Source organism: Priestia sp. JNUCC 25 (genome assembly GCF_053667915.1).
The window spans coordinates 47,265-61,476 of sequence record NZ_JBSJYE010000007.1; the positions used below are offsets into that span (position 1 = coordinate 47,265).

Here is a 14,212-nt window from a genome sequence, read left to right on the forward strand (position 1 = left end):
ATTTTGAAAGGGGGGGAGACTAAATGTTATTGATTTTAATGATTCTGCTATTCTTATATCTTCCTGTGGTGCTTTTTAAAGAAGTTAAGAAATATAATTTAATTGTATACTCCATTCTCTGTAGCATACCTTTGATAGTTTGTTACCCAATATATTTTGTAATGAGTTTCTACAAAATGGAAATCGGGGAATGTTATTCTTTGCTTATACTATTAACGGCAATATATTATTTTTTAATTAACTCTTTTGTAGGAAAAAAATTAAATAGTCAAGAGTTTAATAAGCTTTCTTTAAGTAATTATAAAAGAGTCGTTGACGTAGAAGAAGTATATAAAGAACAAGCTAAGATTATGGAAAATGTATACAATGAAAAGCTTGAAAAAATAAATATTAAGATTGAGCTTGGGCGAAGAATTGGAATGAAGGAGTTTAGTTTGTATAATTTAGAGCAATTAGAATCCATAATTCTAACAAAAGATTATTCTTCTTTGCTGCATATTATGCTTATATATGATGGAAAAGTTCTTGATTTTGAGAATATTATATTATGTAAAGTAGCGAAACATAGTTTCAAAAGATCCATTTATGTTACAAAGATATTAGAACCACAAAGTATTCAAAAGGAGATTGACAAAATCGTTAATAGACTAAAGCTTAATAATAAATCAATAGCTGGCCTATAGACCTAAATTGTTTTAATAAAAGAATCAAATCCGAAAAGCACCCCAAATATTTACAGATTATAATATTTGGAGTGCTTTTTCTTTTGTTATGATTAAAACCATTATGTATCTATTCCCATCCAGCATATCTTCATATTGTGTTACTAATTAAAAAAACTTGCCTTTTTCACAATTACTTTTTTCATCGCCTGCACATCTGTAATTCCTTCTCGTTTCAAGCTTCAATTCTCTTCGTTAGCCACTTGCGAATCTGATCACACTCTTCTTAAGCAATCCACGAAAGAATTTACACAGATAAATCTGCAATAAATATTTCAAGATTATTTTTATGCTGAGTTGTATCTAACAACAGGATGTCTAAAACTAACATGTGGACTTCACTCTTTTTTATGGTGGCATTGCCTTCCTGAAAAATTTTTTCCTTATTACAACCGACAAAGCTCTAACAAATAATATTTAACAATTGATACTGTTGACGACTTTGGCTTTGATTTCGGCTGCTTATACGTATATGTCTTAATATCTTAATGTCATATTTTTCATTTTTATACCACTTTTGTTTTTTTTTATTCTTCTTATTCTACCAAAAGTGTTCGTAAAAGTGTAAGTATTTAATAGGACGCTCGTAATTTGTTTTAAAACTTAAACGAACGGTAAAAATGATTGATTTCTTATATGAAAGAAAAGTTTGTAAACGTATACTTTTACGGACTGTGTGTGCTGTAATCTTAATAAATTGATATTAAGGTAGCCCTTAAAATAATTAAGAACAAAAAAGCTAAGTTTCTTATTCATAGGATTAAGAAACTTAGCTTTATTTTTTTATCTAGATACTTTTATAACTGTACCATTTACATTGATTGCTTTGATTTTTGATAAATCCAAAGGAGAAGAAGATAGAAATTTAGTTTTAACGCTTTTATTATCACTAAAGTTTTGTAACGAATCGAGTGATTGACTGCTGCCATTATTCATTTTAACACTCACTTTTATGTTATCAGTGTCTTTAAAATGCCCTTTTCCGTATAGCGTTACACCTAGTGATGAAAGAGTCATTTTAGTTGCTTTCCAACTGCCGAAGTCCTCATTAAGGCTCAGACTCTTTTCATTTTCTACAGAATGCAGCTTAAATGTAGTGCTCCAATCACCTTTTGTAAAATTACCGTTAGATACAAGGTCTCCCATCAATTTTAACTTACTAAAATCTTCATTATTTGCATTAAAAATATACTCCACATAGTTATTTCCGTAAACAGTTTTTCCTGATTTATCTACTCCATAAGAGATGTTAGAAGAAGCATTTATCTTCTTTCCCGAAGGATCAACTAAATAAAAATCTCCATGGCTATCTATATCTTCGTCGGACCACTTTGTTTGAACGTGAAGTTGACCATTCACAAATCCAATATTTGATACATGCATAAATTTTATTTTTGGCAGAGAAAGAATGGTTTCGTTAGGCTTTAAGATTTCTATACTTTCTCCCGTGTCGAGTTGGTCAGTAATTTCCCCACCTCCTCCCGATGTACTATCTGTGCTAAGAGAGATTGTATCTACATTTTTATTCTTTAGCTCCGACAGATCAGTATCTATCTTGATTCCCTCATACTTATGCTTTTGGCTAAGGAAAGAGCTTATTCGCAATTTGTTTTTTTTATTATTAAAGTTTGTGCCTCCATTTGCTTGAATTCGTAATGTGGCTGTATTTGTATCTTTATCGTAGTCAACAATTTGGCTATTAAACATATGCCCGTCAGTTAATGTGTAATCATAAAGATCCAGCGTTTTATCAAGGCGATTACCTGTTAAATCTTGCATCGTAACGTAAATAACAGCCATTTCGTCATCGTTCATGGCACCTATAACTTTCATTTTTATTCCTTTATCTTCACTAGTGGTTTCAATAGGTTGAAGAAACAAGGCAATGTCGGGACTAACAAGAGATAGTAAGTGGTTGAAGCTTGGAAATGTCGCTGCTCCTACACCTGCGGAACCTATAAGGAATAAAGCTGCGGCAGCCGGAAATACAATTGCTTTTTTAAACGTTCTTCTTGGTTGCTCTGATTTAGCCTTTTCTACACCGAGTTTGGCTCTCATATGTAATTCTTTTGGAATTTCAATTTGTTCAAGTTCTTGTTTTAGTTTATTCTTCATAAATACCAACGCCTTTCACTTGTTTACGAAGTTTAGCTAAAGCACGATATAAAATAGATTTGGCCGTGCCTAAAGGAATAGTCAACGTCTCAGCTATTTCCCTAAAAGAATAGCCTTCATAAAATCGTAAAATAACAACACTTTTTTCATCTTCATTTAATTCTTCCACTAATTGATGAAGGGATAATGTAAGGGGAATATCTTCAATATCTGAACCGATAATTTCCTCATGTTCTGGATGTAATTGAACGACCTTGCTATTCTTTCTTAGATGATTGATTGCACACCTAATGGTAATTTTGATTAACCATGTCTTAAAGTATTCGGGCTTTTTTAATGTATCTATGTTTTTAAAAGAACGGTATGCTACCTCTTGAACCACATCTAAAGCATCGTCCTTATTTTTGACATAGACATAAGCCATTCGATAAATATCTTGTTCATATGTCTGAAAAAGCTTCAAAAAAGCTTTATCGTTACCTTTTTGAGCTTTTTTAACGATCCTAATAATTGAAATTCATCCTTTCTACTTTTTCCTTTTATACCTTATTAGACAACGTTACTTGGTATTTGGCTTAAATTTTCTATAAAAAAGAAAAGTATAAACAATTAGTAGTTTCTTTTTCTTCCATATATTAATTAGTTTTATAGATGACACAATATTTATTGGTAAAATTTTAAAATATTTTAAAATTTTAGGTGATTATCTTTTTAAATCATGATAACTTTTTCATTGTAGTCAATATCGATAAAGAAGGAGTTAGATTAGATGAACATTAAAGTTGATCATTTACCAAATTACCGGATTGCGTATGTGAGACAAGTGGGTCCATATGGTCCTCACAATGTTAAAGTAATGGAAAAATTAAAGAGTTGGGCTAAAAAGAAAGGATTGTTTAATAAAGATTCAACAATCTTAAGTATTCCACGAGATAATCCTGAAGTAACATCTCCTGAAAACTGTCGCTATGATGCTGGTATTGTCATTTCTAATGGGTATCGAATTAACAATGAGGTTAGTGAAGATAGATTAATAGGCGGTCAGTACGCGATTTATCGAGTGAGGCATACTGCGGAGGAAATTCAAAAAGCTTGGGATCTAATCTTTGTTGAATTGTTAAACGAGGGTTACCTGGTTGATTCTAGGCCAATGTTTGAAAGATATTACGGTGAAGAAGATGACGTTGATTATTGTGATATTTGTATACCGATAATATTAAAACAGCAATAAGTGATAGTTTTTTGTCCAAAGAGTCTAAAAATCCAGTTTCCTTCAATTTTTAGACTCTTTTCCTACCCATAACACCCAGTATGTTAACTACCTCTGAATATGGCCTACAAAATTTTTTAGTTTAAGAAATCCTTCTTATATCGAACAGCAAGATATATACCTGCAGCAAGGAATGCGAGGGAATATTTAAATAAGAAGAAAATTTGCCACATATATTCTTTGGGGAAGATTAGGTCGCACAAGATGATTCCAATTAACATAACAAGGGCACTTTTTAAGCTTATTTGACTTGTTCTTTCATCAGACACACTCATACCCATCTTCTTTTGAAGTACGTATACCAATATCATTGCAATTATAAGCGATAAAAGTCCAATACCAATCAGCATATTCCAGTTACTATTTGATTGTTCTGTCCAGGTTTTTAAAGGGGTAAAAATAGCATTTTCTATTTTATCAGTTATCATTTCAGTCACGTCCTCCCACATAATTAAAAATATCGTTAACGTCTACGTCGAAGAAATTAGCTATTCGAAAAGCTAAAACGAGAGAAGGAGAATAATTATTTTTCTCCATTACATATATGGTTTGTTTGGACACCCCTACAGCGTCTGCCAATTCTTTTTGAGACATTCTTTTTAAAACTCGGTGCTCATACACTTTATTTTCAACGTAGTCACCATTTTTTTCTTTCAATGTAATCACCTTCCTTTTTTGACTACAAATAAATAATACAACAAACTTATATAAAGGTAAAGTAAACTTATACAAAAGATAAATATTATTATACAATTTATGATAATAAAAAGGGTTAGACTCTTAGCGAGGAGTCTATCCCTTTTTACATTTTTAATAAACAATATAAATTCTTTCTCACTGTCTATAGCATATTATGTTAACTAAATTTGTTTGCGATATACATAAAAAAGTAGATATTTTGTAAAAGATGTTTGACATAATGAAAATATTACCATATACTATAAATGTAAAATGTTTTTTACATTTTAGAGGTGGGTTGATAAGTATGGATAATCGAATCAAAGAAATAAGGAAATCTAAAAAGTTATCTCAAGAAGCGCTAGCTAATGCTTGCAGTGTATCGAGACAAACGATTAATGCGATTGAAAATAACAAGTACGATCCGAGCTTAGAGCTAGCATTTCAGTTAGCAGGAAATTTAAATGTTAGTGTAGACGAATTATTTTTATACAAAAACAGGGGGAATTTATAATGAGAAATGTAAAAAACAATTATGTATGGGCTGCTATTATTTTACTAAGCTGCGCTTTTGCATTATATACGATTTATATAACAGATTTTAAAGATGGAGTTAGATTAGGTGTAACGGGAGTTATAGCAATAGTTTTGGTTATCACTACTTTATGTCAACTTGCTACGTGGGGATTTGATCGAGAAATTCAAAAAGATGAAATGGGTAAGAAAATTGCTACGATGAGTGCTAAAAGAAGCTATCATATCTTAACTATAGGTCTTTTCATTCTTTGGATTTTAGATCGTATTATTTTCGTAAGAAAAAATGATTTTGGAAATATCTCTTTGTTTGCAGCTTTATGTCTGGCATTGGTTATCTTTCCAGTTGTTCAATTCTTTTCTGCCAGACGTTATAGATAATGTTTAAAAAGCCTAGAAACACTATGTTTCTAGGCTTTTTAGTTCTTATAGACAGTTTTATGCTAACTGTAAATATATGTAATGTAAATAAAAAAAGCCTTTAAACCTTAAGAGATATATTTAAGGCTTAAAGCAAAGTAAATAGTAAATGAAATAACTAAGTAACAACTGATAATTCCTATTCTTACAGGCTTAGAATATCCTTTTAGCCATCCCCATCTTTTATCGTCGTAATCGAAAATAAAATAGTCTGCAACGACTGACAAAATAATAATGATCCCTACTATTAGCAAACTCATTTTTTATCCTCCATTCTTACATCCATTAAATAATATAACAAAATTAACAATAAATAACAAAACCATATAAAATATATGCTATTTTAAATTCAATTACCAATATATAAATGAAATATATGAAAATATATGGAACTTTTATACATATGAATCGTATAAGTATAGATAGGGGAGGGGATTTAGATGTTTGGGTTATTTAGAAAAAAGAAAATTGTCATTGATTTTGAAGAAAGATACTACAACCTAACTGATTTAAAGAAAGCTGTCGTAAAACATTTTCAGAACAAAGGAACGACCTGTGAAGTTATTGATACTTATACCTTATTAGTTGATCATCAGAAATATACGTTATCTGAAAAGACGATAAGCATGGGTGGTGTTCCTTTACAACGAGTTATTTTAAAAGAAGCGTAGATAGCTAGATGTTTCTACATAATGTATTTGTCATTAAATCTATTGGAGGTGTACGTCTTACTTAGGTAAGACAACTAATTGGACATAATTAACTTGTTATTGGTAGCAGTATTAATTGGATTGACTGGTTTCTTTGTAGCCACAGAATTTGCGATTGTAAAAGTACGAAGCTCTAAGATTGATCAACTTGTAGCTGAAGGTAAAAAGGGTGCTGTCTCTGCTAAAAAAGTCATTACGCACTTAGACGAATATTTATCTGCTTGTCAACTAGGTATTACAGTAACAGCGATGGGATTAGGTGTGCTTGGTGAACCTACGGTAGAAAGATTGCTAAGTCCTGTTTTTATGAGATTCGATTTAAATGAGTCAATTACGCACCTTTTATCATTTGGTATTGCCTTTATTGTGATGACCTACCTTCATGTTGTGGTAGGTGAATTAGCACCTAAGACATTTTCAATACAGAAAGCAGAAGCTGTCACATTGTTATTTTCAGCGCCCATCATCTGGTTTTATAAAATCATGTATCCGTTTATCTGGATTTTAAATGGTTCTGCACGAATACTGGTTGGAATGTCTGGGTTAAAACCTGCTTCAGAGCACGAATTGGCCCATTCAGAAGAGGAACTTCGTCTCCTGCTGGCTGAGAGCTATAAGAGTGGTGCTATTAATCAAAGTGAGTTAAAGTACGTAAGCAATATTTTCGAATTTGATGAACGTCTGGCCAAAGAAATCATGATTCCACGAACTGAGATGATAACAATCTCTGAACATGACACGATTGGTGCATTTTTAGAAATGGCTGCATTGGAGCAGTATACTCGTTACCCAGTAACAACTGACGGAGATAAAGATCAAATCGTAGGGATGGTAAATATAAAAGAAATCTTAAGCGATGTTGCATTTGATGACACATTACGGGACCAACTCATTAGCCATTACGTTAAACCAGTGATACAAGTCATTGAATCGTACCCTATCAATAAGCTATTGAGAAAAATGCAAAAGGAACGTATCCACATAGCAATCTTACTTGATGAATATGGAGGGACAGCTGGTTTAGTAACCGTTGAAGATATTTTAGAAGAAATCGTAGGAGAAATCCATGATGAATTTGATTCTGATGAAGTTCTCGACAGGCAAAAAATTGGTGAACGTCACTATGTTTTTAATGGAAAAGTATTAGTAAGAGACGTAAACACACTAATGGGAACGAACATTGAAACTGATGAGGTCGATACGATAGGTGGATGGATCTTATCTCAGAAAATAAACGTTAAGTTAAATGAAGTCCTTGTGTATAATGATTTTGAGTTTACTGTGAGAAAACTTGATGGGCGAAATATTCAAATCATCGAGGTAGCAAATAAACAGCATTCTTTGAGCTTAGCTAAATAGGAAATAAAAAGACCTTTATAATGCATAAGGGTCTTTTTATTTCTAATAACATGTCTTATGTTAACTATAAAAGTATACCTTTACGGACTGTCTGTTTTTAAATAAAGCAGGTTTAATATTTAAGGCACATACTGGATATGGAGAAGCTTATTAAAGTAAAAGGAGATTGTTTTACATGTTTAGTAAGAAAAGAACCTATCGAATATTAATAGCTATTGTTGGAATTTCATTCGTCATCTATAACTACACATTAAAAGCTAGTGTAAGTAAAGCGACAGACTCTTATATTATTTTTCCTATTAGCATTACATTACTTTTGTTGTTTGCCTTTATATACATTAAATTAGATAAAAAAAATGAATAAATACTTTACTTTTTTATGCATTATCAGAGCATTTATCTTCACCATAAACCTTATGAAATCAAGAATGCATAAAAAGCTGCATAATAAAGAAACGTTACCCTCATGGAAACCCCTCTACGCCAAGGGGTTTCTTTTCCCATGTGTTCCGGAAAGAGTCATTATGTTAACTACCTTTGTATATCGTATACAATGTAAAACAGAAAAAAACTCCTGGCGCTAAATCAGGAGTTTTTTTCAAAAATTATTATCGATGGGATGATGTTAATCATCATGAGTAGTTTGCTCAATATCTAAAAAATTAATCATTTACATAAAAAGAGAAAAAACTATTTATTACATATATACAAACTAGTCATCATATATTTTCAAAGGATTTTTCCTTAGAAGATGATGGGAGGTATTTAGATGTGCGAACATGATTTTATATTTAAAACGGTGTACGATTTAAACATCAATAAAATTTAACTTTCCAAACAAAAAAGCTATTAGAATCATAATTCTAATAGCTTTTTTGTTCCTGTAATGATGATTATGTTAACTAAAGATGTATACACACGCATGTAGCCAAACTTCATATTAATCCTCTCCTCTACCGAATATTGTTACAAATATTATTGTTGTTATAGCTACTATGCAAGTTTACTAAGTTAAAAGCATATCATTAATCACCCTAACAAAAACGCACATTTTTGTTAAGGCAGTTATAAAAAAGTCTACTTTATAAAAATTAGCAATTATTTATGGTGTCATTTGAATTAAAAATAAAGAAAGGGAGTGTAAACATATGCCAAATTATATTTGTACTACATGCGGTGTCCAATATCCTCAAAGACAAGAAGCTCCAGTAGATTGTCTGATTTGTAATGAGGAGAGACAATACGTAAATCCTTTAGGACAATCATGGACAACATTAGAAGCTATGCAACAAGGTAACTCTTTTAAAAATGAAATTCTTCAGGAAGAGGAAAATTTATATAGTATTATAACAAATCCTGAATTTGCAATTGGTCAAACAGCTTTTCTCATCCAAAATCAAGGCTTTAATATGTTATGGGACTGTATTACATATTTAGATGAGAAAACTATCGAGAAAATTAATAATTTGGGTGGAATCCAAGCAATTGCTCTTTCTCATCCACATTATTACTCTACACAAGTTGAATGGGCAGAGACATTTAATGCCCCTATCTACATCCATGAGGATGATAAAGAGTGGATAGTACGACAAAGTGATAAAATTAAATTTTGGTCAGGCGAATCCCTTGAATTAACAAATGGTATAACCCTATACCGACTGGGCGGTCATTTTAAAGGAGGAGCTGTCTTACATTGGAAAAATGGAGACAATAATAAAGGAATTTTATTTACTGGTGATATTATGCAAGTAGCTGCCGACCGTCAGTGGGTAAGCTTTATGTATAGTTACCCAAATTTCATTCCACTTCCAGCAAGCAAAGTAAGAGAGATGGCAGATAAAGTTAAAGATTTATCGTTTAACCGTATTTATAATGCATTTAATAGAGTAGTAATGGAAAATGCAGAACAAGCTGTTCAGAAATCAGCAGATCGGTATATCAAAGCAATAGAGGGGACACTGTTTAATACATGAGATATAAATGTTCTAGATTCTTTATCAGTAATTGGAGTTATTTACTTGATGATGATGAGTGTTTTCAGTAACGTTGCAACGCTAATTACCATTATTGCCGGTGTTTTATTCTTAAACGAGGCGTTTCATTTTTATCACTTAATTGGTGGAATTATGATTATCATTGGTGTAATTGGGACAAACTTCGCCGGTAGAAAAAGTAAAAAGGATTCAAAAGAAGACCTATAAAAGTTGCACAAGTAATGATTGAAGAGATAAGCATCAATCATTTCAGTGGCGGTGAGACGCTACTTAACAACAAGTAAATTAATGTAAAAAAGTAATCAAATTAGACTATAATTATTTGATTGCTTTTTTCTTTTTTTGTTATTAGTCAAATAAAACCGAAGATGTTGTTCTTTTATAAACCGTTCTTATACATAAAAAATTTTAAAATAAATATTGTAATTGATTCTACTCATGAAAAATATAACTTACTCATAATTCCTATAATTTAATAGGTAAATGATAAAGTACTTTATATATTATTAAAATTTTATTATTTACACTAAGTGACGACAAATGGATCATTTTTCTTCAAAATAAATAGTAGTTAAAGGGTTTTATCATTCAATTAATGATATAGATTCTCCATATCTTCTTCTTTTTGCTATCTATAAAATGACTCCATCTCTCTCCTTGGCTAATATAATCATTAAACGTAGCATTCTTCATTACAATATGACCTCCACATTTATCTGCTAATTGTTTAGCAGACTCTTCATCAATAGGAAATGCTAACGATTCATCATTAGTAAATTCGTAACTGGATACCTCTTTCTTTTTTACGTTCTTATACGAATGATATACGTAATATAATTTACCTAACTTTATAAAATAGTATGGATACTCTCTGTTAGGCAACTTACTTCCCTCCATTTCTGCATCCTTCAATTGCTTTATAAGTCACTATTACTATCTTACTTGGACTTACAAAGGTAAAATCCTTCTACGCAAAGGGTTTTCTTTTTCATGTGTTCCGGAAAGCTCTATTATGTTAACTAACTTTGCTCGTCTTATAAAAGACTTCCTTGACAGGAATCTAATTATTTTATAACGAATTACTAAAAAGATTTTATATAAAGAAAGGGAGGAATTTATTTGATCGTAAAAATCAAAGAATACGAACTGCCTCAGGTAGATTCAGGGCCTTATGGGATTACTTCAGGAAAAGACGGCGCACTTTGGTTTACCCAACACAAAACCAATCAAATTGGGCATATGACTGTAGAAGGTAAGGTGAAACATTTTAATGTCCCTACTAGTGATGCAGGGGTGCTATCCATCACTTCTACAACTCAGGGGGACATTTGGTTTGCGGAAAATAAAGCCAATAAAATTGGAAAACTAACAATAACAGAAGGGATTATGGAATATGTCCTACCTAACCCAGATTCAGCACCTTTTGGAATAACTGAAGGACATAACGGAGACATTTGGTTTACAGAAATGAATGGAAATAGAATAGGACGAATTTTACCATCAGGTGAAATAATCGAGTATGATCTACCCCAGCCTGGTTCCTACCCTTCTTTTATTGTGGCAGGTTCTGATCATGCTCTATGGTTTACTCTAAATCAAAGTAATCAAATAGGGCGTATTACGCTAGAAGGAGGAGTAACTACGTATCAGTTACCTACAGCACAAGCTGGTCCTGTAGGGATTACAAATGGGCCGGATGATGCACTTTGGTTTGTAGAAATTAACGGCAATAATATTGGGAGAATTACCACTTCTGGAGTTATAAATGAGTATTCTATTCCTACCCCGAATGCTCGTCCACATGCAATTGTAACAGGTCCCGATAATGCTTTATGGTTTACTGAATGGGGAAGCAATCAAATAGGGCGTATTACAGTGAACGGAGAAATTACGGAATATCCTATTCCTACAAAGAATGCGGAACCACATGGTATTGTAGTAGGATCTGATCAAGCCTTATGGTTCGCAGAGGAATGTAATAAGTTAGGTCGATTGAGTTTTGTCCAAAAACCATGAGAGGCAGTGAATACTTATGAAATCGAATAAAGCACACGGTCCAGATCCTACAGATAAGTATCCGATTAAAGAAAATGATGTTGTACAATTCATTAAAAATACAATTACTAGGCCAAATATTATCGTAGGCGACTATTCCTATTACGATGCAAGAAGAGGAGAATCCTTTGAAGATCAGGTATTGTATCATTATGAGTTCTTTGGTGATCGACTTGTTATAGGGAAGTTTTGTGCCATTTCCCCCGGCGTAACATTTATTATGAATGGAGCAAATCATAGAATGGATGGCTTCTCAACGTATCCGTTCAATATCTTTGGGCAGGGGTGGGAAAAACATACACCAACGCTAGATCAATTGCCGTTTAAAGGGGATACGATAATTGGAAATGATGTTTGGATTGGAATGGACACGGTCATTATGCCCGGAATTAATATAGGTGACGGTGCCATTGTAGCAGCCAAGTCAGTTATTACAAAGGATGTGGAACCCTACACGATTGTTGGAGGAAATCCTGCACAAAAAATCAGAGAACGTTTCCCAGAACAAATCATTAATAAATTATTAGAAATTAAATGGTGGGATTTAACTATTGATATTATTTCTTCCCACATTGATGTAATAGTTGATGGAGACATAGAAAAGCTAGAAAAATTGAAAAATCACAATTAAGAAAGGACAATTATCTATAATGTCTATTAGGTTAACTAAAAATGTGTAGGGTACACGAATGAAAAAACACGAAGGTCTTTTTGATAAATAGAGAGAATTATACCATGAGGAGGAGATTGAATTGAAGCTGCTACAAATTAGACTATTAGTTAATGATTTTAAAAGGAGTACGGCATTTTATAAAGATTTATTAGGAATTCCAATAAGTTGGTATGAAGAAGAAATGGAGTATGCACTTTTCAATAATGGGGAAACGAAAATTGAGCTTTTATCTCAGAAGGCCATGACAGAAGTAATTGGAAAGGAAAACAAGTCTTCAGATGGAGAATCCCCATCAAATTTTTTGCTTCAATTTGAAGTCGAAGACGTTGATAAGACCTATGATTATTTGAGAGAAAATGGGATTGAATTTGTTACTGAACCACACGATCGTAAAGAATGGAGATCACGTATTGCACATTTTCGGGATCCAGATAAGAATCTTATTGAAATATATAAAATGCTGTAATTAATTAAGAAATTTTAATACTCATTGTAGCTCTGTTTCGATTTATTTGAACAGAGTTATTTGTGCTACTACCGATAAGGTACATTATGGTAACTAGAAGTAAGTGTTCTATACATATAAAATATACGTAACTAAGTACATTAAAAGGAGATGTTTATATATTGTTGGATTATATAAGGTTAGACTGGGATTTACCTATCTTATCTCAATTACCTAATGGCTTTAAGTCTGCTGCTATTCTATTACATCCTTTTATTCAAATGCCCTCTGGTTGGGAGAAATCAAAAAGGGAAAATCCTTATCAGCATATATATCCTAGTGACGAAGAAATGTTTAACCTTGGGGAACCAATATCATGGAAAGAAGTAATGTCCAAAAGTAATTTAAGATCCTACAAGGAATTATCAGTAGCGTTGCAAACTCTGACTAATACGTCGAGCGATGAATATAAAAAGTTAGCTTCCTATCTTAAGGCTAATCCTGATTTTTATTACCCTGAAGAAGATCGTACATCGTTGTTTATATTAAATAGTTTATTAAAGATCCTCTGTTCGAAAGGGGCAAATACTTTATATTTTTCTGAACCTATTCATGACACAAATGGTTCATTTAAAGTCAACGATATGTCATCTTTAGAAATAGCTAACTTATCTCCTAATGAGTCAATTATTACAGATGAAAATATGGATTTTGCGTTTATGGGAATTTATGATTCGTTCATAACATTGCTTCTAGCTAAAGACACAAATATCGAGGATACAATTAAATCTCTTAACCTTGAAGCTTTAATATGTGACAAAGAAACATATCTTAATTCGTTTATTTAATAAGTACCGATAAGCCGTTTTATGTTAACTTTAAAAAGCAAAATTGTGGTAAAATATAATAATAAAGTAACTTATTAGGAGTGTTTATTTGAATAAAAGGGCCGCAGGTTGCTTATTCATCTTCTTGGCAGCCTTATTTATATGTACAAAGTTTATTAGTGCAGCAATTTATTCTTCTAGTGAAGCATCTTGGAGTTCAGGAACTTTTAAAGATCAATTGCATGAAATAGGCACAACGTTAAATATTTTAAGTATCATATCTTTAATCATTGGTATTGTTTATCTATATTTTGCAGAGCGTAATAAGCAATAAAGGTAAAAGATCTTATTGGTACTAATAAGGTCTTTTTAATTATGTGCCCTATAAATTCCACAAAAAAGGAGTATTT

18 protein-coding genes and 1 pseudogene are annotated in these 14,212 nt (G+C 32.0%); 13 read left to right on the top strand and 6 right to left on the bottom strand.

Features of this window, described 5'->3' with window-relative positions; translation table 11 throughout:
- The first annotated feature begins 23 nt into the window (after positions 1-23).
- The gene (locus tag JNUCC25_RS28955; RefSeq protein WP_454223567.1) at positions 24-683 is read left to right on the top strand and encodes a hypothetical protein; all 660 of its coding nucleotides are present in this window, start codon (positions 24-26) and stop codon (positions 681-683) included.
- Positions 684-1,505: 822 nt separating this feature from the next.
- Here the strand turns inward: JNUCC25_RS28955 and JNUCC25_RS28960 are convergent.
- Entirely contained in the window at positions 1,506-2,837 is a 1,332-nt protein-coding gene (locus tag JNUCC25_RS28960; RefSeq protein WP_454223568.1) for a DUF4179 domain-containing protein, read from the bottom strand.
- Positions 2,827-3,354 (bottom strand): RNA polymerase sigma factor, encoded by a 528-nt coding sequence (locus JNUCC25_RS28965; protein ID WP_454223603.1) that lies wholly within the window; start codon positions 3,352-3,354, stop codon positions 2,827-2,829. Before JNUCC25_RS28965 ends, JNUCC25_RS28960 begins: the two co-directional genes overlap by 11 nt.
- A gap of 252 nt (positions 3,355-3,606) precedes the next feature.
- Here JNUCC25_RS28965 and JNUCC25_RS28970 point away from each other — a divergent pair, with 252 nt between their 5' ends.
- Complete coding sequence (locus JNUCC25_RS28970) at positions 3,607-4,068, top strand: AraC family transcriptional regulator (RefSeq protein WP_454223569.1); 462 nt, start codon at positions 3,607-3,609, stop codon at positions 4,066-4,068.
- A gap of 116 nt (positions 4,069-4,184) precedes the next feature.
- On the opposite strand, the gene JNUCC25_RS28975 is transcribed toward JNUCC25_RS28970, so the two are convergent.
- Positions 4,185-4,535, bottom strand: a complete 351-nt coding sequence (locus JNUCC25_RS28975; protein ID WP_454223570.1) for a DUF2178 domain-containing protein — start codon at positions 4,533-4,535, stop codon at positions 4,185-4,187.
- Between the two features lies 1 nt (position 4,536).
- Positions 4,537-4,764, bottom strand: coding sequence for a helix-turn-helix transcriptional regulator (locus JNUCC25_RS28980; RefSeq protein WP_035336035.1), 228 nt, complete (start codon positions 4,762-4,764; stop codon positions 4,537-4,539).
- 328 nt (positions 4,765-5,092) lie between these two features.
- Here JNUCC25_RS28980 and JNUCC25_RS28985 point away from each other — a divergent pair, with 328 nt between their 5' ends.
- Together JNUCC25_RS28985 and JNUCC25_RS28990 are read left to right on the top strand one after the other, a co-directional pair.
- Positions 5,093-5,299 carry a helix-turn-helix transcriptional regulator gene (locus JNUCC25_RS28985; protein ID WP_228307849.1) on the top strand — a complete coding sequence of 69 codons (207 nt, stop codon included), beginning with the start codon at positions 5,093-5,095 and terminating at the stop codon, positions 5,297-5,299.
- Positions 5,299-5,700, top strand: coding sequence for a hypothetical protein (locus JNUCC25_RS28990; protein WP_454223571.1), 402 nt, complete (start codon positions 5,299-5,301; stop codon positions 5,698-5,700). The genes JNUCC25_RS28985 and JNUCC25_RS28990 overlap by 1 nt, the downstream gene beginning before the upstream one ends.
- Positions 5,701-5,807: 107 nt before the next feature.
- Here JNUCC25_RS28990 and JNUCC25_RS28995 read toward each other — a convergent pair whose 3' ends face one another.
- A complete protein-coding gene (locus tag JNUCC25_RS28995) occupies positions 5,808-5,999 on the bottom strand; it encodes a hypothetical protein (RefSeq protein ID WP_057240453.1) in 192 nt (63 codons plus the stop codon).
- Positions 6,000-6,179: 180 nt separating this feature from the next.
- Here JNUCC25_RS28995 and JNUCC25_RS29000 point away from each other — a divergent pair, with 180 nt between their 5' ends.
- From JNUCC25_RS29000 to JNUCC25_RS29015, 4 genes and pseudogenes are all read left to right on the top strand, one after another.
- Positions 6,180-6,410 (top strand): hypothetical protein, encoded by a 231-nt coding sequence (locus JNUCC25_RS29000; protein ID WP_454223572.1) that lies wholly within the window; start codon positions 6,180-6,182, stop codon positions 6,408-6,410.
- Between the two features lie 78 nt (positions 6,411-6,488).
- Positions 6,489-7,808 carry a hemolysin family protein gene (locus JNUCC25_RS29005; RefSeq protein WP_454223573.1) on the top strand — a complete coding sequence of 440 codons (1,320 nt, stop codon included), beginning with the start codon at positions 6,489-6,491 and terminating at the stop codon, positions 7,806-7,808.
- A 1,148-nt stretch (positions 7,809-8,956) separates the two neighbouring features.
- Positions 8,957-9,781, top strand: a complete 825-nt coding sequence (locus JNUCC25_RS29010; RefSeq protein ID WP_454223574.1) for an MBL fold metallo-hydrolase — start codon at positions 8,957-8,959, stop codon at positions 9,779-9,781.
- A gap of 27 nt (positions 9,782-9,808) precedes the next feature.
- Positions 9,809-10,009, top strand: a pseudogene (locus tag JNUCC25_RS29015) (hypothetical protein); the annotation flags it as partial.
- A 381-nt stretch (positions 10,010-10,390) separates the two neighbouring features.
- On the opposite strand, the gene JNUCC25_RS29020 reads toward JNUCC25_RS29015, so the two are convergent.
- Entirely contained in the window at positions 10,391-10,684 is a 294-nt protein-coding gene (locus JNUCC25_RS29020; protein ID WP_454223575.1) for a hypothetical protein, read from the bottom strand.
- Between the two features lie 237 nt (positions 10,685-10,921).
- Between JNUCC25_RS29020 and JNUCC25_RS29025 the strand changes: the two genes are divergently transcribed.
- The 5 genes from JNUCC25_RS29025 to JNUCC25_RS29045 all read left to right on the top strand — a co-directional run bounded on the left by JNUCC25_RS29025 (position 10,922) and on the right by JNUCC25_RS29045 (position 14,136).
- The gene (locus JNUCC25_RS29025) at positions 10,922-11,818 is read left to right on the top strand and encodes a Vgb family protein (RefSeq protein ID WP_454223576.1); all 897 of its coding nucleotides are present in this window, start codon (positions 10,922-10,924) and stop codon (positions 11,816-11,818) included.
- Between the two features lie 16 nt (positions 11,819-11,834).
- Positions 11,835-12,488: a Vat family streptogramin A O-acetyltransferase gene (locus JNUCC25_RS29030; RefSeq protein WP_454223577.1), complete on the top strand. Its 654-nt coding sequence runs from the start codon at positions 11,835-11,837 to the stop codon at positions 12,486-12,488.
- Between the two features lie 121 nt (positions 12,489-12,609).
- Entirely contained in the window at positions 12,610-12,996 is a 387-nt protein-coding gene (locus JNUCC25_RS29035) for a VOC family protein (RefSeq protein ID WP_454223578.1), read from the top strand.
- A 161-nt stretch (positions 12,997-13,157) separates the two neighbouring features.
- Positions 13,158-13,823: a DUF2711 domain-containing protein gene (locus JNUCC25_RS29040; protein ID WP_263033255.1), complete on the top strand. Its 666-nt coding sequence runs from the start codon at positions 13,158-13,160 to the stop codon at positions 13,821-13,823.
- An 88-nt stretch (positions 13,824-13,911) separates the two neighbouring features.
- Positions 13,912-14,136 carry a hypothetical protein gene (locus JNUCC25_RS29045; RefSeq protein ID WP_025601625.1) on the top strand — a complete coding sequence of 75 codons (225 nt, stop codon included), beginning with the start codon at positions 13,912-13,914 and terminating at the stop codon, positions 14,134-14,136.
- Positions 14,137-14,212 lie beyond the last annotated feature (76 nt).